This window comes from Actinacidiphila yanglinensis (genome assembly GCF_900107965.1).
GTDB lineage: Bacteria > Actinomycetota > Actinomycetes > Streptomycetales > Streptomycetaceae > Actinacidiphila > Actinacidiphila yanglinensis.
Genome location: NZ_FNVU01000012.1, coordinates 245019 through 264135 on the forward strand (window position 1 = coordinate 245019; position 19117 = coordinate 264135).

General features: G+C 73.3%; 18 protein-coding genes. 8 read left to right on the forward strand and 10 right to left on the reverse strand.

What is annotated here, in order from left to right:
* The first annotated feature begins 103 nt into the window (after nucleotides 1-103).
* The gene (locus C4U44_RS26265) at nucleotides 104-1087 is read left to right on the forward strand and encodes an SLAC1 family transporter (RefSeq protein WP_103888481.1); all 984 of its coding nucleotides are present in this window, start codon (nucleotides 104-106) and stop codon (nucleotides 1085-1087) included.
* A gap of 25 nt (nucleotides 1088-1112) precedes the next feature.
* Here C4U44_RS26265 and C4U44_RS26270 read toward each other — a convergent pair whose 3' ends face one another.
* The gene (locus C4U44_RS26270) at nucleotides 1113-4163 is read right to left on the reverse strand and encodes a multifunctional oxoglutarate decarboxylase/oxoglutarate dehydrogenase thiamine pyrophosphate-binding subunit/dihydrolipoyllysine-residue succinyltransferase subunit (RefSeq protein ID WP_103888520.1); all 3051 of its coding nucleotides are present in this window, start codon (nucleotides 4161-4163) and stop codon (nucleotides 1113-1115) included.
* A 119-nt stretch (nucleotides 4164-4282) separates the two neighbouring features.
* On the opposite strand from C4U44_RS26270, the gene C4U44_RS26275 reads away from it, so the two are divergent.
* Nucleotides 4283-4771, forward strand: coding sequence for an inorganic diphosphatase (locus C4U44_RS26275; RefSeq protein ID WP_103888482.1), 489 nt, complete (start codon nucleotides 4283-4285; stop codon nucleotides 4769-4771).
* Nucleotides 4772-4936: 165 nt separating this feature from the next.
* Nucleotides 4937-5917, forward strand: coding sequence for an intradiol ring-cleavage dioxygenase (locus C4U44_RS26280; protein WP_103888483.1), 981 nt, complete (start codon nucleotides 4937-4939; stop codon nucleotides 5915-5917).
* A gap of 166 nt (nucleotides 5918-6083) precedes the next feature.
* Here the strand turns inward: C4U44_RS26280 and C4U44_RS26285 are convergent, their stop codons facing one another.
* The 9 genes from C4U44_RS26285 to C4U44_RS26325 form a co-directional block, all read right to left on the reverse strand.
* The gene (locus C4U44_RS26285; protein ID WP_103888484.1) at nucleotides 6084-6644 is read right to left on the reverse strand and encodes a GNAT family N-acetyltransferase; all 561 of its coding nucleotides are present in this window, start codon (nucleotides 6642-6644) and stop codon (nucleotides 6084-6086) included.
* A gap of 156 nt (nucleotides 6645-6800) precedes the next feature.
* Nucleotides 6801-8039, reverse strand: a complete 1239-nt coding sequence (gene manD / locus C4U44_RS26290) for a D-mannonate dehydratase ManD (protein ID WP_103888485.1) — start codon at nucleotides 8037-8039, stop codon at nucleotides 6801-6803.
* Nucleotides 8040-8388: 349 nt separating this feature from the next.
* Nucleotides 8389-8772, reverse strand: coding sequence for a hypothetical protein (locus tag C4U44_RS26295; protein WP_103888486.1), 384 nt, complete (start codon nucleotides 8770-8772; stop codon nucleotides 8389-8391).
* Complete coding sequence (locus C4U44_RS26300; RefSeq protein WP_103888487.1) at nucleotides 8756-9253, reverse strand: RNA polymerase sigma factor; 498 nt, start codon at nucleotides 9251-9253, stop codon at nucleotides 8756-8758. The genes C4U44_RS26295 and C4U44_RS26300 overlap by 17 nt, the downstream gene beginning before the upstream one ends.
* A gap of 49 nt (nucleotides 9254-9302) precedes the next feature.
* On the reverse strand, nucleotides 9303-9953 hold the full coding sequence (locus C4U44_RS26305; protein WP_235032356.1) for a class F sortase: 651 nt from the start codon (nucleotides 9951-9953) through the stop codon (nucleotides 9303-9305).
* Nucleotides 9954-9955: 2 nt separating this feature from the next.
* The gene (locus C4U44_RS26310) at nucleotides 9956-10330 is read right to left on the reverse strand and encodes a hypothetical protein (protein WP_160145100.1); all 375 of its coding nucleotides are present in this window, start codon (nucleotides 10328-10330) and stop codon (nucleotides 9956-9958) included.
* A 374-nt stretch (nucleotides 10331-10704) separates the two neighbouring features.
* The gene (locus tag C4U44_RS26315) at nucleotides 10705-12555 is read right to left on the reverse strand and encodes a tetratricopeptide repeat protein (protein WP_103888489.1); all 1851 of its coding nucleotides are present in this window, start codon (nucleotides 12553-12555) and stop codon (nucleotides 10705-10707) included.
* Entirely contained in the window at nucleotides 12552-13988 is a 1437-nt protein-coding gene (locus tag C4U44_RS26320; RefSeq protein ID WP_103888490.1) for an AAA family ATPase, read from the reverse strand. Before C4U44_RS26320 ends, C4U44_RS26315 begins: the two co-directional genes overlap by 4 nt.
* Nucleotides 13989-14087: 99 nt before the next feature.
* Nucleotides 14088-14999 (reverse strand): LLM class flavin-dependent oxidoreductase, encoded by a 912-nt coding sequence (locus tag C4U44_RS26325; protein ID WP_200823404.1) that lies wholly within the window; start codon nucleotides 14997-14999, stop codon nucleotides 14088-14090.
* Nucleotides 15000-15061: 62 nt separating this feature from the next.
* Between C4U44_RS26325 and C4U44_RS26330 the strand changes: the two genes are divergently transcribed.
* From C4U44_RS26330 to C4U44_RS26350, 5 genes are all read left to right on the forward strand, one after another.
* On the forward strand, nucleotides 15062-15568 hold the full coding sequence (locus C4U44_RS26330) for a MarR family winged helix-turn-helix transcriptional regulator (RefSeq protein WP_322973669.1): 507 nt from the start codon (nucleotides 15062-15064) through the stop codon (nucleotides 15566-15568).
* Between the two features lie 257 nt (nucleotides 15569-15825).
* Nucleotides 15826-16665, forward strand: a complete 840-nt coding sequence (locus C4U44_RS26335; protein ID WP_103888492.1) for an ABC transporter ATP-binding protein — start codon at nucleotides 15826-15828, stop codon at nucleotides 16663-16665.
* Entirely contained in the window at nucleotides 16637-17470 is an 834-nt protein-coding gene (locus C4U44_RS26340) for an ABC transporter permease (protein WP_103888493.1), read from the forward strand. The genes C4U44_RS26335 and C4U44_RS26340 overlap by 29 nt, the downstream gene beginning before the upstream one ends.
* Nucleotides 17471-17482: 12 nt before the next feature.
* Nucleotides 17483-18481 (forward strand): ABC transporter substrate-binding protein, encoded by a 999-nt coding sequence (locus C4U44_RS26345; RefSeq protein WP_160145101.1) that lies wholly within the window; start codon nucleotides 17483-17485, stop codon nucleotides 18479-18481.
* A 41-nt stretch (nucleotides 18482-18522) separates the two neighbouring features.
* Nucleotides 18523-19117: UbiD family decarboxylase (locus tag C4U44_RS26350; RefSeq protein WP_200823405.1), on the forward strand; the 595-nt coding region annotated here is incomplete at its 3' end.

Below are 19117 nucleotides of genomic sequence, written 5' to 3' on the forward strand. Positions count from 1 at the left end.
CGCCCCGTGTGCCGTTCCCGGCCGGAGCGGGCGCCTTCCCTACGATCGGACCGTTACGGAGCGTGGCGATGGCCCGCGTCGCGGCGGAAGAGGTGTCGGGAGCATGAGCAGGACCGCGGGTTCGGCCCACCGGTTGACGCCGAACGTGTTCGGGGTCGCCTTCGGCACGGCCGGCCTGGCGCAGTGCTGGGGTGTCGCCGCGGAGACGGTGGGGCTGCCGGAATGGCCGGCGAACGTGTTCTGGGTGACGGCGGCGCTCCTGTGGCTGGTGATCGCTCCCGCCTACCTGCACGGCGTCGTGACCCAGGGCCGGCTCCGGACGGAGCTGCCGGACCCCACCATGGGCCCGTTCACCTCGCTGGCCGCGATCACGCTCATGCCGCTGGGTGTGGCGCTGGCCGGGCACGCCCGGAGTGCCGGCGAGGCGGTGTTCCTCCTCGGACTGGTCCTCACCGTGCTGGTGGGGAGCTGGCTCACCGGCGTGTGGATCCGCGAGGACGTCCAGCTGGCACGCTGGCATCCCGCGTACTTCCTGCCCACGGCCGCGGGTGGCCTCATCGCGGCCAACGGCAGCGCCACGCTCGGCTGGGCCACCGCGGCCCGCGTCCTGCTCGGGTACGGAGTCGTCTCCTGGCTGGTCCTCGGGTCGATCATCCTGGTACGGCTGTTCACCCAGCCCATGCTGCCGCCGCCCCTGCTGCCCACGATCGCCATCGAGGTCGCCCCGCCCGTCGTCGCCGGCAACGCCTGGTTCGCGATCAACGGCGGGCGCCTGGACCTGGGAGCCGAACTGCTCGGCGGGTACGCCGTGTTGATGGTCCTGGTCCAGGTCTCCATGTTCTCCACCTACCGCAAGGCGCCCTTCGGCCCCGGCTACTGGGCCTTCTCCTTCTCCTACGCCGCCGTGTTCACCAACGCGGTGTCGTGGCTCGCGGTCGAGCACGTGGGCGACCGGAAGCCGCTCACGTACGTCCTCGTCGCGGTGGCCACGGCCGGCTGGGTCGCGCTGGCCGGACGCACCGTGCTCGCGCTGGCGCGGCGGACCTTCCTGCCGCCCGTGGTGCCGGAAGCACCGGCCCACACCTGAGGACCTGCCGCCCGCGCCACGCGCGTCAGGCGAAGGCGCGCCGGACGAGGTCCTGCTGCTCCGCGGTGTGCAACCGGGCCGACCCGACCGCGGGTGCGGACGCCGCGGGCCGGCTGACGCAGGACAGGAAGCAGCGCAGCAGCGGGGCGATCCGGGGGGCGGCGAACGTCCATGCCCCCTGGTTGGCGGGCTCCTCCTGGACCCAGCGCACCTCGGTCGCCGCCGGGAACCTGCCCAGTTCCGCCCGCAGTTCGGCGGACGGGAACGGGTAGAGGCACTCCAGCCGGACGACGGCCGTCCTGGTGTCGCCGGTCGCGCGCCGGTGGGCGTCCAGGTCGTGGGCGACCTTGCCCGAGCACAGCAGCACCCGCTCGACCCGGCCCGGATCCGGCACGGTGTCCGGCAGCACCGGGCGGAACGAGCCCCCGGTGAAGTCCTCCAGGCGGGACGTCGCGGCCTTGAGCCGCAGCATCGACTTGGGGGTGAACACCACCAGCGGGCGCCGCCGCGGGTCCAGCCCCTGCTGCCGGAGCAGGTGGAAGTAGTTGGCGGGCAGCGAGGGCGCGGCAACGGTGATGTTGTCGTCCGCGCACAGCTGCAGGAACCGCTCCACGCGCGCCGAGGAGTGGTCCGGGCCCTGCCCCTCCAGGCCGTGCGGCAGCAGGAGCGTCACCCCCGACCGCTCGCCCCACTTCTGCTCGGAGGAGGCGATGTACTCGTCGACGACGGTCTGGGCGCCGTTGACGAAGTCCCCGAACTGCGCCTCCCACAGCACCAGCGCGTCCGGCCGGGCCAGCGCGTAGCCGTACTCGAAGGCCAGCACGGCGAGTTCGGACAGCAGCGAGTCGTACGGCGTGAAGCGCGCCGCGTCCGGGCCGAGGGTGTTGAGTGGGATGTGCTCGCGCCCGGTACGGCGGTCGGTGAGGACCGCGTGCCGCTGGCCGAACGTGCCGCGCCGGGAGTCCTCCCCGGCCAGCCGCACCGGCACCCCCTCCAGCAGCAGGGAGCCGAACGCGAGCGCCTCGGCGGTCGCCCAGTCGACGTTCCCGGCGTCGAGCATGGCGGCCCTGCGCCGCAGTTGGGGCAGGACGCGCGGGTGCGCGGTGAAGCCGGGCGGCAGGTCGGTCTGGGTGTTCAGGACGCGCCGCAGCGTCGCCTCGCCGGCCGCGGTCCGCGGCCGGACATCCGCCTCGCCGCTGCCCCGCGTGGGCGGGATGGGCGGCGTGGCGCGGCCGGGTCCGGTGGCCGCCGCGGTCTCGGTGAAGGCCCGGTCCAGTTCCTCCCGGTGCCGCCGCCGGGAACGCTCCTCCTCCTGGGCGTCGATGGCGCCGGTGCGCAGCAGTTCCCGCGCGTAGAGCCGGCGCACGGACGGCCGTTCGGCGATCCGGTCGTACATCGCCGGCTGCGTGATCGACGGGTCGTCGACCTCGCTGTGGCCATGGCGCCGGTAGCAGACGAGGTCGATGACGACGTCCTTGCCGAACGCCTGCCGGTAGTCGAAGGCGGTCCGCGCGGCCCGCACGACGGCTTCCGGGTCGTCCCCGTTGACGTGCAGCACCGGGGCCGCGACCGTCCGGGCGACGTCGGTGGCGTAGGTCCCCGACCGCGCCCGGTCGGCGGCGGTGGTGAACCCCAGCTGGTTGTCGATGACCACGTGCACCGTGCCGCCGGTGCGGTAGCCGGGCAGCTGCGACATGTTGAGGGTCTCGGCCACCACGCCCTGGCCGGCCAGCGCCGCGTCACCGTGGACGACGACGGGCAGCACGCGGAAGTCGCCGTGGCTGCCGTCGGCCAGGTCCTGCCGGCCCCGCACGATGCCCTCCGCGACCGGCCCCACGATCTCCAGGTGCGAGGGGTTGGCCACCACGCGGACCGCGACCTCGTGGCCGTCGGAGGCGTGGAACGTCCCCTCGGCGCCCAAGTGGTACTTCACGTCGCCCGAGCCGTGCGCGGAGGTGATGTCGGGGGTGTCCTCGAACTCGCCGAAGATCCGCGCCAAGGGCTTGCCCACGATGTTGGCGAGGACGTTGAGCCTGCCGCGGTGCGCCATCCCGAGGACGACCTCCCGCGTGCCCACCCGCGCCGCGCTCTCCAGCAGCGTGTCCAGCAGCACGATCGTGGCCTCGCCGCCCTCCAGCGAGTACCGCTTGTGCCCGACGTACTTGGTGTGCAGGAACGTCTCGAACGCCTCCGCGGAGCCCAGCCGGTGCAGGATGCCCAGCTGCTCGGCGCGATCGAAGGGGCGTTGCGGCCCCTCCGCGCGCTGCTGGATCCAGCGCCGTTCCAGCGGGTCCTGGATGTGCATGTACTCGATGCCGGTGGTCCCGCAGTACGCGGTGCGCAGCCGGGTCAGCACGTCGTCGAGCGACATCTCCTGCCGGCCGGCGAACCCGTCGACGGCGAAGACGCGCGGGCCGTCCGCGGCCTCCAGACCGTGACCGGAGGGGTCCAGGTCCCGGTGGCCGCCGGCACGCCCGGCCGCGAGCGGGTCGGTGGCGGCCAGCAGGTGCCCGCGGACCCGGTAGGCGTGGATCAGCGCGGCGACCCGGACCGCCTTGGCCGCAAGGTCGTCATCCCGCGGGTCGCTCGCCGCCCCCAGCGGCGGGCGGGCGACGGCCCCGGCGGGCGGCGCCGCCCGGAAGTAGTCCCGCCACACCAGGTCGACGGAGTCGGGATCGTCCCGGTACCGCTGCCGGAACTCGTCGACGAGCCACTCGTTGATGCCGAACTCCGTGCCGAGCGCGCTGCCGAGCACACTGACGGATTCGCTGCCGGATTCCGCGACGCGCCCGTCGGAGGGTGCGCTGCCTGAGGGTGAAGCCACGGCGGATGACGCCTTCTTTCGTCGGGGGACACCGGCACCGTCGACGGCCGCGCCGTGCGTCGGGCGGCCGCCTCGGGCCGGGACGGGGCGGTCCGCGGTGCCGCGGACCGCCCGCTCCGTCGGTCCCGAGGCTAGGAGCGGGAGAAGGCACGCGGACGGGCACACACGGCCAGGACACCGGCAGATCGTGACATCGCGGGCATATGCAGGGTGCCGGCGCCTGCGCCGTCGCCGTCCGCGGGCCGTCCGCATGCCGGGAGCGGGCGTGTCGCGGGGCAGGTGCGCGGCGGGTTGCTGCCCGGCGAAGGCGGTGATTTCGGGCACTATGCGGAGGAGTCGCCGCCGGCGGCGCCGCGCACGAGGAGGACATCATGGAGTTCGAGGTGACCGTCGAGATCCCGCAGGGCTCGCGGAACAAGTACGAGATGGACCACGAGCTGCACCGCATCCGGCTGGACCGCATGCTGTTCACCGCGACCCGGTACCCGGCCGACTACGGCTACATCGACGGCACCCTCGGGCGCGACGGGGATCCGCTGGACGCGCTCGTCCTCGTCGGGGACCCCACCTACCCGGGCGTGGTGATCAACTGCCGGGCGGTCGGCATGTTCGTCATGAGCGACGAGAAGGGGCCGGACGAGAAGGTGCTGTGCGTGCCGTCCCACGACCCGCGCTACGCCAACCTGCAGGACATCACCGACGTGCCGGATTTCGACGTCCTGGAGATCACCCACTTCTTCGAGGTCTACAAGGACCTCGAACCCGGCAAGTCCGTCGAGGGCTCCCACTGGGAGGGCCGCGACGCGGCGTACGCGGAGATCGAGGCGTCGCGCCGGCGCGCCGACCCCGCGCGGTCCTGACGCGCCGCCGAACCGCCGTCCGGGGAAGGGCCCGACACCCCGCGCTCCGCTCGTGAGATGCTGCCGGGCGGGTCCGGTTCGCCTACGACGCCGGCACCCCACGCCCGGTCACCGCCCGGACGTCTCGCGGCTGCCCCGCGCCGCCTGGGAAGGAGCCGAACCGCAATGAGCGACACCCGCACCGGCAGTGGCACCGCTCAAGCCGCTCAAGCCGCTCAAGCCGCCCAGACCGCACCGGCCGTCCCCGTCGTCCCGACTCCCGCGGTGCCGCCCCAGCAGCGGCAGCGGGAGGAGGAGATCACCGCCCAGGTGCTGCGCTCCTTCGCCGGCTGCACCGACCCCCGGCTCGGCGAGGTCATGCGGTCCCTGGTCCACCACCTGCACGCCTTCGTCCGGGACGTGCGCCTGACGGAGGCGGAGTGGAGCCGGGCCGTCGATTTCCTCACCGAGGCCGGGCACATCACCGACGACCGCCGCCAGGAGTTCATCCTGCTGTCGGACGTGCTGGGCCTCTCCATGCAGACGGTGGCGGTCAACAACGAGGCGTACGGCGACGCCACCGAGGCGACGGTGTTCGGACCCTTCTTCGTCGACGGCAGCCCCGAGGTGGAACCCGGCGGCGACATCTCCTTCGGCGCCGCGGGCGAACCCTGCTGGGTGGAGGGCACCGTCACCGACACCGCCGGCGCCCCGGTACCCGGAGCCCGCATCGAGGTCTGGCAGGCCGACGAGGACGGCTTCTACGACACGCAGTACGGCGACGAGCGCACCGCGGCCCGCGCCCACCTGTTCACCGGCCCCGACGGCCGCTACGCCTTCTGGGGCCTGACCCCCACCCCGTACCCCATCCCGCACGACGGGCCGGTGGGCGAGCTACTGGCGAGGACCGGCCGCTCGCCCATGCGGGCCTCGCACCTGCACTTCATGGTCAGCGCTCCGGGCCTTCGCACGCTGGTGACGCACATCTTCGTCGAGGGCGACGAACTCCTGGACCGCGACGCCGTGTTCGGCGTGAAGGGCTCGCTCGTCAGGGTGTTCCGCGCCCAGCCGGCCGGGGCGCCGACCCCCGACGGGCGGGATCTGGCGGACGACCGCACCTGGTCCCGAACCCGCTTCGACATCGTGCTCGCCCCCGCGGTGGGGTGAGCACGGAGGCCGACGGGCCCTGGTGCCGCGACCGGAAAGGTTCACGGGTTCGCGGCGCCCGGCACGGCACCTCTCCCCCTGGCCCGGCGGCCGGGCGGTACCCCCCACCGCCCTGCGATGCACCGGACCGGACACCGCGAACCAGGCAAACCTTCCGGCCACGGCACTAGATCTCCTTCGCCGGCTCCGGCCGCCAGGTCGGCGCCCACTCGTGGGCGAGCAGGCCGAGGACGACCTCGTCGAGGCGTTCGCCGTACACCCAGGCCGAGGACCGCAGGGTGCCCTCGACGGTGAACCCCGCCCGCTTCGCCGACGCGATCATGGCCGCGTTGTCGGCGAGGGTCTCCACCTGCAGCCGCTGCAGTCCGAGCACCGCGAAGCCGTACTCGCACAGCGTGCGCACGATGTCCGTGCCGAACCCGCGACCGCGGAAGCCGGGGAGCAGGGAAAGTCCCAGGTGGCCCGACCTGTTGTGCCGGTCGATGCCCCAGACCCCGGCGGCCCCGGCCAGTTCCCGCGTGCCGAGCTCCACCACCGAGAAGGAGGCCCGCGCGTCCGACGGGTCGCCTTCCGCATAGGGGGAGCGGTCCGAGCCCGGCGGTATCGGCTGCCAGGGCCGCGGGTCCTGGCGGGACCGGGTCAACACGTCGTTGTAGAGCACCCCGTGGAGGATCGGGACGTCGTCCTCGTGCCGGGCGCGCAGCCCGATCTTCTGGCCATGGATCACCCGGCATTCCTATCCCGGCGCACCGGCCCGATCAACCGCGTTCTCCGGCGCCCGGATCGGAGTCCGCATGGGTGTCCGCACCGGCAGGTGCTCCGGTGCGGCACCGGCACGGCCGCGCCCGTGCCGCACCGGAGCACGTGCCGGGTCCCCGACGCGCTACCAGTCGTGGACCGTGCCGTCCACCAGCCGGTTCACCGGCAGGTAGGCCGCCTCGTACGGGAAGCGGGCGGCGGCCTCCTCGTCGATCTCCACGCCGAGGCCGGGGTTCTCGCCCGGGTGCAGGAGCCCGTCCTGGAAGGTGGCGGAGGTGCGGAAGACCTCCAGCGTGAGCGGGGACTGCCGCATGTACTCCTGGATGCCGAAGTTGTGCACGGCCAGGTCCAGATGGAGCTGGGCGGCCATGCCCACGGGGGAGATGTCGGTGGGACCGTGCATCCCCGACTTCGCGCCGTACAGCCCGGCCAGGTCCAGCAGCCGCCGCATCGGCGTGATGCCGCCGGTGTGGGTCACGGCCGAGCGGACGTAGTCGATCAGCCGCTCGGTCAGCAACGTGGTGTAGTCGTGGATCGAGTTGAAGACCTCCCCGATGGCCAGCGGGGTGGTGGTGTGCGAGCGGATCAGGCGGAGGGCGGCCTGGTCCTCGCCGGGGGTGGCGTCCTCCAGCCAGAACAGGTCGTACGGCTCCAGGTCCTTGCCCAGCCGGGCCGCCTGGATCGGCGTCATGCGGTGGTGGCCGTCGTGCAGCAGCGGCAACTCCGGGCCGAACTCCTGCCGGACCGCCTCGAAGACGCTCGGCACGTGCCGCAGGTAGGCGCGGGTGTCCCAGGTCTCCTCGGCCGGCGCCGGCGTCGCGCCGCCGCCCGCCCGGCGCGCGGGCTCGTAGTCGTAGCGGGTTCCGGCGGCGGAGGAGGCCACCCCGTAGACCGCGCCCAGTCCCGGTACGCCGGTCTGCACGCGCACCGCGCGGAAGCCCTCCGCCAGATGGGACCGCACGGAGTCCAGCAACTCGGGTATGTCGCGCCCCGAGGCGTGCCCGTAGGCCAGGGCACCCTCGCGGGAGCGGCCGCCCAGCAGCTGGTACAGCGGCATCCCGGCCGCCTTGGCCTTGATGTCCCACAGCGCGGTGTCCACCGCGGCGATCGCCGCCATGGTCACCGGTCCGCGCCGCCAGTAGCCGCCGCGGTACAGGTACTGCCAGGTGTCCTCGATGCGGTCCGCGTCGCGGCCCAGCAGCAGGGGCACGAGATGGTCGGACAGGTAGGAGGCGACGGCCAGTTCACGCCCGTTGAGCGTGGCGTCGCCCAGCCCGGACAACCCGTCGTCCGTGGTGATCTTCAGGGTCACGAAGTTGCGGCCCGGGCTGGTGACGATCACGTCGGCGGTGCGGATTCTCATGTGTGCGTCCTTCGCTCTGGTCGGCGGTGCGGGGCGGCCCGGGGCGCCTGCCACCCGCCGAGACGACCGGCGTGCCCCCGCTCACCCCCTCCTGCACGCTACTTCGCCGGGGCGCCCGGTGATCACGCAGGGGTCGCGTCGGTGCTGGTGGCGCGGGCCGCCGTCCGGCGGCGGAGGCGACCGCGAGGGCCCAAGTGTCCCCGCCTCCCCGCCGGTTCGGGCCCGGTCCGGGTCCTGCCCGGCCCGAACCGAACCGCCTGCTTCCCGTCGGTGCGGGCCGGTCGCGGTCGGGCGCCGCGCGATTCCGGTCCGGCCCACCCGGTGGGGCCCGTCGGCGCGGAGCGGGGCGTCAGGGGATGGCGCTGGGCGCGTCCGAGGTGCTCGCGCTCGCCGTGGTGCCGGCGCTGCCGTCGTCGCCCGGCGACGAGGGCGTGGGCGTGGGCGAAAGGGTGGTGGGGCCGTGGGTGGAGGGCGCGGCCGGCGGGGCGAGGGGCGGCGCGGGGACCTCGGTGGGCGGGCCGGCCGCGGGCCACAGCAGCACCGTCAGGGTGGCGATCACGGCGGCCGCCGCCCCGCCCGCGGCGGCGGTCCGCAGCCGGCGGGTCCGGTTGGTGCGGCGGCGGATCCGCTCGAACGCGCCCGGCGGCGGCGCCAGTCGCCCGGGCCCCGTGAGGAGGAGCGCGGCCAGCTCCTCGTCACCGGGCTCCTCCCAGTGCTCAGCGGGTGTGATCACAGCGTTCTCCCAGTACGGCGCGCAGATACTCCCGGGCGGCGTGCAGGTCGCCCCTGATCGTGCCTTCCTTCCGCTTCGTCAGGGAGGCGATGTCCCGGACCGGCAGGTCGGCGAAGTTGTAGAGGAGGACCACGGTGCGCAGGCGTTCCGGCATCGACTGCACGACCAGCCGCACCGGGACCGCCGTCTCCGCGCCCTCCTGCTGCCGGGCCAGCGCCGCCTCGGTGCCCGCCCGCCGCAGCGCCCGCCGTTCGCGGTCCGTCCTGCGCCAGTGGTCGCGCACCAGGTTGGCGGCCGTGACGTAGAGGAAGCCGCGGGGCTCCTCGACGCTGCTCCAGCGCAACCACAGCCGGGCGAACGCCTCGGAGGCGACCTCGTGGGCCGTGCCGTCGTCGTCCACCAGCCGACGGCACCAACCGGCGAGGCCGGGGTAGAGGACGGCGAACAGTTCGGCTGCTTCCCGGTCCTTGGACGGGCTCAACGTACTCCAGGTGAAGGGGCGGTGGCGGGTGCGGAAGGGGCCGGCCGGTCTACCCGGCGGGCGTCACCGCGGAAAGTGCCGCGAAGACGACCACGTTGTCGAGGTAGCCGCTGCCGGTCCGCGGGCCGCCGCACGTGATCAGGCGCAGTTCGGGTCGGTCGGTGTTCCCGTAGACCTGCCGGGTCGGGAAGCGGTCCTTGGCGACGGTGCGCACCTCGTGCACGGTGAACGTGGTGGACCTCCCGTCCTGCAACTCGACCTCGACGCGGGCCCCGGGCCGGAGCCGCGCCAGGTGCAGGAAGACCCCGTCGCCGTAGCGGCCGACAGTCACATGGCCGAGGATCACCGACGGTCCCAGCTGCCCGGGGGCGGGCGAGCCGCGGTACCAGCCGGCGGGGGAGTGCGCCCGCACCGGGGGAACCTCGACCGTACCGTCCGCCGCCAGGCCGAGCCCCATGAGCGGGGTGTCGACCCCGATGGCCGGGATCCGCAGGCGTACGGGGACCGATCGGGCGATCGGCCGCGGCGCCGCGGAACCGGCGGAACCGGCGGGCGCGGCGGTGGCGGCGGGGGAGGCGCTGGAGGGCGGCCCGGCCGGCGCCGGCGCCGCGGGCGTGGCCCCGCACCCCGCGACCAGCACGGCCGCGAGGCAGGTGGCGGCAACGACGGACGGCACCGCGGCCGGCCGGGACGCCCGCAACGTCAGCCCCTGCTCTGGAGCTTGCGGCGCAACACGACCGCGCCCGCGCCGATCACGAGGACGCCGGCCGCGGCGGCCACGCCCGTCTGCGTCGTGTCGGAGCCGGACGCCTGGGGCGGCACGCCGGTGTCGGGCGCGCCGGAGGGCACGGTGCCGACCTGGTTGCCGTCGACCGTGGCCGAGGGGACCGGCGTGGCACCGGTGGAGGTGCTGGCCGTGGGCGCGGGGGTCGGCGTGGCACCCGAGCCGCTGCTGCCCGCGGCGGCGGTCGGCGTCGGGGTGGGGGTGCCCCCGCCGTCGGCGAGGGCCGTCCCGGCCCCGGCCGCGACCAGCGCCGCAGCGCAGGCCAGGGCGGCCGCGAATGAGCGTGCACGCATGTGGAGTCTCCTGTCGATCGGCCCGGCGGTTCCCTTGGGCGGGGCGCCGGGCTCCTTGCGGTGTGGAACCAGACGGAGAGACGACCCGCTGCGGGTCCTTGCTGTAAAGGAATGGCAAAGCCGCGAGCATGCCCACCCGGCGGGTCCCGCCGACGGGCCCCGGTTTCCATGGCTGTTGCCCGGTGCGGCGGGCGTGCCGTGGCCGGTGCGGTTCGGGCGGCCGAACGCCTCGTGCCCACGCCGCTGTGGGGGCTCTCGGGTGCGCGGCGGGGGAACGGCCGGCCGTCGTCCGGGTCCGCGGGCCTGTACCGCGAGACCTCCGGCCGCCCCTCGCATCCGCCGGCCCGGGCGGGAGACTCCCGGCCGGCGTGGCCTCAGAGCTCGTCGTCGTGCGTGTCCGGTGCGAAGACGACGGCGATGGCCTCGGCGTGGTCGGGCACCCCGGGATCGGCGACGACCTTCGCCATCACCGTCGCCTCGTAGTTCTCCGGATCCATCGTCAGGATCTGCCGCAGCACCTCCGCCGCCTCCGGCAGCGCGCCGTGCTTGAGCATCATGAACGCGGCCAGCCGCAGCTTGTCGATGGTCACCGGCTCGGCCGGCTCGCCGTCGCCGCGGATCTCCACGCACCGGTCCAGCAGCGGCTGGAAGCGTGCGGGCGGGCCGAACAGCTGCAGGCCGACGATGATGCCCGGGACGGTGCTCGGTGCGCGCATCGGGGCGGCGATCGCGGCGTCGAAGTCGGCCGCCGCCTGCTCCCACTTGCCGAGCTGGAAGCGGATCTGGCCCAGCACGGCGGTACGGTCGCCGCCGACGTCCGGGAGCTCGATCCGCTCGATCAGCCGCTCGGCCGCCCGGTTGTCCTGGTACTCGATCATGTAGAGCGACCCGAGTTCGAACAGCGCCGTCGTCTCGGTCTCCGACCGGCGCAGGATCGCCTTGTACGCCGCCTTGGCCTCGTCCTTCAGGCCCAGCCGCTTGTAGATGTTCGCCACGGAGGTCAGGGCGCGCGGGTTGTCGCCCGCGAGGTCGCGCGCGACAGCCGCCGCCTCCACCGCCTCGTCGTGGCGGTCCAGTTCGGCCAGCACCCTGCCGTGCAGGCTCGCGGTCTCGCTGGACCGCGGGAAGCGCTGCCGGGCCAGGGCGGCGAGTTCGAGCGCGCGGTCCAGCCGGTCGAGGTGTTCCAGGCCGAGCACGGTGGTCCTGAAGAGCTGGCGGGTCGCCTCGCCCTCGGCGATCAGCGGCTCGGCGAGCGCGATGAGGTCGTCGTACCGATCGTCGTCGCCGGCGATCTCGGCGGCCAGCAGGCGCGCGGGGACCAGCGCCGGGTCAGCCGCCAGCATCGCCGCCACCAGGGCCCGGCAGCGGTCCCGGGAGTCCTTGGACCAGGGGTGGTTGTAGGTGGCGGCCGTCCACATGGACCGCGCGATGCGGGCCTGCGCGCGCAGCAGTTCCGGGTCGCTCCCCGCGGTGCCCGGGGAGCCGAGGTCCGGGATGTCCAGGGCCTCGCAGCCGAGGGTGTAGACGTCGAGCAGCGGTGCGGGCAGCCCCTGCGTCTCCAGGGTGCCCAGCACCTCGCGGACCCGGTTCGGGCTGGGCTTCAGGCGCAGCGCCGCGGTGAACGCGTCCCGGGCCGCGCCGATCATCCCCAGCCGCAGCTTCACGATGCCGGCCTGGATCAGGTAGCCCGCGTCGGTCGGATCCAGGTTCAGGGCCTGTTCCATGGCGGTGTCCGCGTCGCGCCAGCGCCGCAGGCCGACCAGCACCATCGCCCGGGTCTGGAAGCTCTCGCCGTCCAGCGGTTCGAGCTCGACGGCCCGGTCGGCGACCGGCAGCGCCTCGGGAAGCAGTTCCGGGATGTCGGAGAGCACCTGCGCGTACAGGCGCAGCACCCGGCCCTCGTCCGGCGCGATCTCCACCGCCCGCCGGATCAGCGGCAGCGCCTCGGCCGCCTCCTTCTCCTTCTTCAGGCACAGCGCCGCCCGGTAGAAGCCCTCGGTGTTCTGCGGCCAGCGCGCGATCACCAGGCGGGCGGTCTCCACGGCCTCGTCCCGCCGGTCGGCCAGGTCGAGCAGCCAGGCCAGGTTTGCCAGCGCCCCGTAGTGCTCGGGGTCGGCCGCCAGCACCTTGCGCAGGATCGGCTCCGCCTCGGTGTACCGCCCGAGGCGGGCCAGCGCGACGGCGCGTTCGACCGCGACCTGCAACGCCCCCTCGTCCGCCGTCACTTCGCGCCCTTGCGGCGCTTGAAGTACGCCGCGAGGTCATCGTACGCGCCGCCCTCGTTGGCGAACAGCGCGACCGAGCGGGCGGCGTCGAACCACGGTCCGGTCGAGGGGTGCAGGTCCGCCAGCGCGGCGTCGAAGTCGGCCATGCCCATCAGCCGCACCTCACCGCTGCGGACCGCGTCCATCAGGGCGATCTCGGCGGCCGACTCGCAGAGGTGCGCGAGATCGGCGCCGGAGAAGGAGTCCGTGCGCTCCACCAGGGACCCCAGGTCGACACCCGCGATCGGCCGGTCCCGCAGGTGGTAGCGCAGGATCTCCTCGCGGGCCGCGGCGTCCGGCGGCAGCACGAGGACGGTCCGGTCGAAGCGGCCGGGACGGCGCAGCGCCGGGTCCACGTCCCAGGGGGCGTTGGTCGCGCCGAGGACGAACACCCCCTCGTTGTCCGACCCCACCGAGTCCAGCTCGGCCAGGAACTGGTTGACGGTGGTGCGCATCGTGGAGTTGCGGGTCTGGCTGCGGCGCTGGCCGAGCGCGTCCACCTCGTCGAAGAAGAGCACGCACGGCGCCTGACGGCGCGCCAGCTGGAACAGCTCGCTCAGGTTCTTCTCCGACGCCCCGATCCACACGTCGAGCACCTCGGAGATGCCGACGGAGACGAACGACGCGCCGAGCTCGCCCGCGACGGCGCGCGCGATGAAGGTCTTGCCGCAGCCGGGCGGGCCGTAGAGCAGCAGGCCGCCGCGCAGCGACTTGCCGTAGAGCCTGCGCAGTTCGGGGTTGCGCAGCGGGGCGAGGAACGCGGCCTGCAGCCGGTCCTTGACCTCGGACAGCCCGCCGACGTCCGCGAGGGTCAGCACCGGCCGCTCGACCTCGTGCGCCGGGACGCCCTGCGGGTCCTCGTCCGCGTCATCGGCCGCGGCGGTGGGGGAGCTGGCGGTGAAACGGGGCGGCGGCGCGATGTCCCCCAGCTCGGCCTCCGCCGAGGACCAGTCGAAGCCGCCGTCCCGCTTCCCGGGGGAGTCGGCCGAGCCGGAGCTGGAGCCGGAATCCGTGGAGCCGGCACCGGTCGTACCCGATGCTCCCGCGCCGGTCGAAGCGGACCCCGTCGAAGCGGCGTCCCCCGAAGCGTCCGAAGCCGAAGTCCCCGCAGCCGCAGCCGCAGCCGCAGCCGCAGCCGCAGCCGCACCGGCCTCCGGGGACGCGGCCGGCACGCCCCGCGGCGCCCCGCCACCCAGCGCCCTGAGCATCAGAGTCCTGGCCGGCACGGAATCCGGTTCGAGATGGAGCGCCTCACCGAGCTCGACGATCGCGCCCTGAGCGTCGCCCGCGTCGATGAGCGCTTCGGCGAGCGCGAGCCGGAACTCGGCCTGCTCCGGCGCGGAACGCACCGCTTGGCGCAGCGCGTGCAGCAACGGGCTCTCCGCGTCAGCCATGGATGTCCCCCTCCTTGGCGGATGATCCGCGAGCATAGCCCGTGTTCCCGCCACCCCCCGCGCTGCCCGTACGTCGGCCCGCCCGGTGCCCGCCCCGGCTCAGTCGCCGCTCTCCCGTACGGGGGTGACGATCTCGTCGACGAGCCAGCGCGCGGCGTTGCCGGTGTAGGGGCGGGGCAGCGCGAGCACGACGTGCCCGATGCCCGCGGCGGCGAGGGCGTGCACGTGGGCGCGGGTCCCGGCCGGGTCGGCGCGGTCGACGATGACCTGCGCGGAGCGGGTGATCGCGGCGGGGTCGCGGCCGATCGCCTCGCAGTGCGCGTCCAGGACGCGGGCGCGCGCCGCGACCCAGCCGGCGTCGTGGTGGGGCGGGCCGGGGACGTTCCAGATGTCGGCGTGCTCGGCGACGACGCGCAGCATGCGGTCGCCCCAGCCGCCGAGCAGCAGCGGCGGGCCGCCGGGCCGGACCGGGCCGGGGCCGTTGCGGGTGCCGCGCAGGGTGGTGAACGGGCCGTCGTGGTCGAAGACCTCCTCGGTCCACATCCGGCGCAGGATGGTGATCGTCTCGGTCAGGCGGGTCAGGCCCTCGCCCGGACCCGGGAGCGGGAGGCCGTAGGCGGCGTACTCGGCGACGGCCGGGTTGGGGCCTTCCGGCTGCCGGGTGCCGCCGACGCCGAGGCCCATGATCAGGCGCCCCCGGGATATCACGTCCACGGTGGTGGCGATCTTGCCGAGGTGGGCGGGGGCGCGCAGCCGGTTGCTGGTGACGAGCAGGCCGAGGTTCAGCCGGGTGGTGCGGGCGGCCAGCGCGGCGAGCAGGGTCCAGCCCTCCAGGACGGCGCCGGCGGGCGGGCCGGCCAGCGGCATCAAGTGGTCCCACAGCCAGGCGTCGTCGAGTTCGGGCAACTCGTCGGCTTCCTCCCAGACGCGGAGGATCTCGTCGTATGTCAGATGCATGGGTGTCGTCTTGACGCCGAAGCGCAGCCGGCCCAGGGGTGTGTGCGAGGACATGATCGTCACCCTAGTTGATCGTCAGCGCCGCTGACGATCAGTTGACCGAATAGGATGCGGGAATGGCGGCGGAGACGGCGGGACCGGCGGGAACGGCAGGGGCGGCGGGAATGGCGGAGAGCGGTGACGAGGCGGCCGCGGTCGAGGAGTTGCTCGGCGCGCGGCTGGGATACCTGCTCAAGCACGCGCAGTTGCGGCTGGCCGAGCGGGCCGGGCCCGCGCTGTCCGGGTTCGGCCTGGACGCACGGGAGTTGGCGGTCCTCGCGGTGCTGGCGGCGGGCCGCCCGCTGTCGCAGCTGGAGGCCGCGCGGCGGCTGGGCGTCGACCGCACCACGATGGTCGCGCTCGTCGACGCGCTGGAGGGCAAGGGGCTGGTGGAACGCCGCCGCAGTGCGGAGGACCGCCGCCGCAACGTCGTGGAGTTGACGGAGCGTGGCGGGCGGGTGCGGGCCGACGCGGAGGAGGCCCGCGAGCGGGCGGAACGCGCGTTCCTCGCTCCGCTCGGCGAGGAGGACGCGGCGCGGCTGATGAAGGCGCTGCGGACGCTGGCCGCCCCGAGCCGGCCCTGACGCTTCCTGACTTCGTCCGGAGCTCCCCGGCGCGGGCGCCGTTCGCCGGGGAGCGGGCCGCCGGGCGCCGACGGCCGGGCGCGAGGCGGTACTTGATGGCATGCGGTGGGCTTACCCCGCTTCAAGTGTCGACAGTCATGGGAGAATCTTCGCGGTCATACCTCTGGACTTCGAGATGGGTCGCTGTTTGACTTCCGAGGTGTCGACACTTTGCGCGGCGGCGCGGTGATCGGCCCGACCTCGAGGAGGAGGTACCCGTGGACCCATCGCGCCCGAAACTGGTCGTCGAAGACCTGCGGCTCGGACACTGGTCGCGGCGGAGCGGCGCGTTCGCCCTCGCCTGCGACGGGCTGAGCTTCGACGTCGCGGAGAACGAGTTCGTCGCCATCGTGGGACCGAGCGGCTGCGGCAAGACCACGTTCCTGACCGCACTGGCGGGACTGACGCCGGTGGAGTCCGGCCGGCTCGCGCTCAACGGCGAGCAGATCACGGGTCCCGCGCCCGACCGCTCGCTCGTCTTCCAGCAGGCGTCCCTGTTCCCCTGGCGCAACGTGGTGGCCAACATCGAGTTCGGCCTCAAGGCGCAGGGGCGCCTCGACGCCCGCGGCAGCGCCCGTGTCGCCGAACTCGTCGACCTGGTCGGCCTCGCCGGGAAGGAGGACGCGTACCCGCGCGAGCTGTCCGGCGGCATGAGCCAGCGGGTCAACCTCGCCCGGGCGCTGGCCACCGACCCGGACCTCCTCCTGCTCGACGAGCCGTTCTCCGCGCTGGACGCCCAGACCCGCGAGCTGATGCAGGAGGAGCTCACCCGCGTGTGGCAGGCGGACGCGGCCGGCAGCGGCAAGACCGCGGTGTTCGTCACCCACGACGTGCCGGAGGCGGTCTTCCTCGCCGACCGGGTCGTGGTCTTCTCCAGCGGGCCCGCCCACCTCGTCGAGGTCGTCGACGTGGACCTGCCCCGCCCACGCGACGCGGAGGTCAAGCGGTCTCCCGGGTTCCAGCGGATCAGCGACTACATCCTCGGCCTCGTGATGAGCCAGAACCACTCCGGTCGGAAGGCGGAAGACCATGACCGCAACGCATCTGTCGCCTCCTAGGGTGCGGACCGCGACCCGCACCCGGAGCGCGCGCCGCCGCAGGCTGCTGGACCGCTACCTCAACCTCGTGCTCGGCACCGTCGGCCTCGTGGTCGTGCTCGCCGCCTGGCAGATCTGCGCCTCGACCGGCGTCGTCGACTCCAACTTCAGCAGTTCGCCGTCGGGCGCCTTCCGCGCGCTGGTCGACTCCTTCAGGACCGGCGACGTGTGGTCGCCGCTCGGCTCGACGCTGTCGATCGTCGCCTGGGGCATGGGCATCTCGATCGTGGCGGGCATCCCGCTCGGCCTGCTCATCGGCCGCAACCGGGTGCTCTACGGGCTGACCGACCCGCTGATCAGCATCATGTACTCGGTGCCCTACGTGGTCTTCCTGCCGATGCTCATCTTCTGGTTCGGCATCGGGGAGAACGCCCGGATCGTGATCGTCGTGTGGAGCGCGCTCTTCCCGCTCCTGATCAACGTCATCGCCGGCGCCCGCAACCTCGACCCCAGCCATCTCCAGGTCTCCCGCGTCTACTGCGCCTCCCGGCTGCTGACGCTGCGGGCCGTGGCCTTCCCCGCCACCCTGCCCTACATCCTCGCCGGGGTGCGCCAGGCGGTCGGCCGCGCGCTGATCGGCGCCATCGTGGCCGAGCTGTTCATGGGTTCCGCGGGCCTCGGCTACGTCGTCCAGCTCAAGACCTCCAACTTCCAGATGGACGACGCGATGTCATCGATCGCGGTGATCGCGGTGGTCGCCATCGTGCTCACCCGCGGGGTCGCCTACCTCGAAGGGCGCTTCACCTTCTGGTCAGGGACGGACTGAATGAGGCCGCTCGTGCGCATCGCCAGGATCCTCCCCTTCCCGCTGGGCCTCGCCCTCGCGGCGTCCGTCTCGGGCTGCGCGGCCTCCCTGCCCACCTCCAGCATGAAGATGACCGTCGGCTACACCGCCATCGGCGCCGCCTACTCGGACCTGTACGTGTGCCAGGACCAGGGGGTGTTCCGGAAGAACGGCCTCGACGTGAAGCTCACCCTGCTCAACAGCTCCTCGCAACTGGTCGCCGCACTGGTCAGCAACAGCGTGCAGATCGGCGCGGGCGCCACCACCTCCACCGCGGCCGGCGCCATGAACCTCAAGCACGTGGACCTGCGCTACATCGCGCTGCCCATCTCCCGCTACTACCTGGAGATGTGGGGCAAGCCGTCGATCGGCTCGCCGGACGCCGTCAAGGGGCACAAGATCGGGCTGAGTTCGCCCGGATCGCTCGGTGACGCGGCGCTGGACGCCATGATCAAGGCCAAGGGCTGGTCGCCCAAGGACGTCACCAAGGTCTTCCTCAAGAGCAGCCCGGCCGAGGTCGCCGCGCTCAAGAACGGCGCCGTCGACGCCATCGTCACCCAGCCGCCGACGGGCACCCAGACCCGCTCCCAGGGGTTCAGGAAGGTCATGGACTTCACCGGCTACCCGGCCGCCGCCAACGCGTACACGGTGAAGACGGACTACGTGAAGAAGAACGAACCGGCGGTGCAGGCGTTCGTGAAGTCCGAGGCCCAGTGCCTGGCGATCCTGCACACCGACAAGGCCGCGGCCATCGCGAGCATCGAGAAGCACAGCGGCAACAGCAACAAGGCGCTCGCCACCTACTCGTACGACTTCTTCGACCCGCTGTGGGCGAAGACGCCCAGCGTCAGTCCGGCCCTCGTCGACCAGGCGTTCACCGTGACCGCCGACCAGGGGCTGGGCAGGAAGCCGGCGGACACGGCGAAGTTCGTCGACAACTCCTTCGTGGACCGGCTGAGCGCGTCGGGCTTTATCGCATCGCTGTACCGATGACAAACGACACAACAGGACCGGAGGCATGTGGCGTGGGTTCCTTGGAGGACGTCAACGATCTGCGTGGGTGGTTGGAGTTGGCGGGTGAGATGGGTGAGGTGACGTCGATCGCGGGTGCGCATTGGGATCGGGAGATCGGTGCGGCGTCGGAGGTGAATTACAAGCGGGCGTCGCCGCCGGCGTTGTTGTTCGATGACATTGTGGGGTATCGGTCGGGGTTGCGGGTGTTGACGGCGAGTATGGCGAATGCGCGCCGGTTGGGGATGACGTTGCGGTTGGGGACGGATCTGGATGATCGGGGTCTGGTGGAGGCGTTGCGGACGCGTCCGGGGGAGTGGGTGGAGGCTGCGGGGAAGTTTCCGATGAATGTGGTGGATTCGGGTCCGGTGGTTGAGCATGTGGTGGCGGGTGGGGAGGTGGATCTGCTGGCGTTTCCGGTGCCGAAGTGGCATGAGGGGGATGGGGGGCGGTATGTGGGGACGGGGTGTGCGGTGTTCACGACGGATCCGGTGTCGGGGGTGGTGAATGCGGGGGCGTATCGGATGCAGGTGCAGAACGGTGGGCGGGCGGTGAGTGTGAACATGGAGGCGGGGAAGCATGGTGCGGGGCATGTGCGGGAGTGGTTTGCGCGGGAGG

Bases quoted from the DNA above. Each gene is read 5' to 3' on its own strand.
- C4U44_RS26265 (WP_103888481.1), top strand. From the start codon at position 104: ATGAGCAGGACCGCGGGTTCGGCCCACCGGTTGACGCCGAACGTGTTC.
- C4U44_RS26270 (WP_103888520.1), bottom strand. From the start codon at position 4,163: ATGCGGACGGCCCGCGGACGGCGACGGCGCAGGCGCCGGCACCCTGCA.
- C4U44_RS26275 (WP_103888482.1), top strand. From the start codon at position 4,283: ATGGAGTTCGAGGTGACCGTCGAGATCCCGCAGGGCTCGCGGAACAAG.
- C4U44_RS26280 (WP_103888483.1), top strand. From the start codon at position 4,937: ATGAGCGACACCCGCACCGGCAGTGGCACCGCTCAAGCCGCTCAAGCC.
- manD (WP_103888485.1), bottom strand. From the start codon at position 8,039: ATGAGAATCCGCACCGCCGACGTGATCGTCACCAGCCCGGGCCGCAAC.
- C4U44_RS26310 (WP_160145100.1), bottom strand. From the start codon at position 10,330: ATGCGTGCACGCTCATTCGCGGCCGCCCTGGCCTGCGCTGCGGCGCTG.
- C4U44_RS26320 (WP_103888490.1), bottom strand. From the start codon at position 13,988: ATGGCTGACGCGGAGAGCCCGTTGCTGCACGCGCTGCGCCAAGCGGTG.
- C4U44_RS26325 (WP_200823404.1), bottom strand. From the start codon at position 14,999: ATGTCCTCGCACACACCCCTGGGCCGGCTGCGCTTCGGCGTCAAGACG.
- C4U44_RS26330 (WP_322973669.1), top strand. From the start codon at position 15,062: ATGGCGGCGGAGACGGCGGGACCGGCGGGAACGGCAGGGGCGGCGGGA.
- C4U44_RS26340 (WP_103888493.1), top strand. From the start codon at position 16,637: ATGACCGCAACGCATCTGTCGCCTCCTAGGGTGCGGACCGCGACCCGC.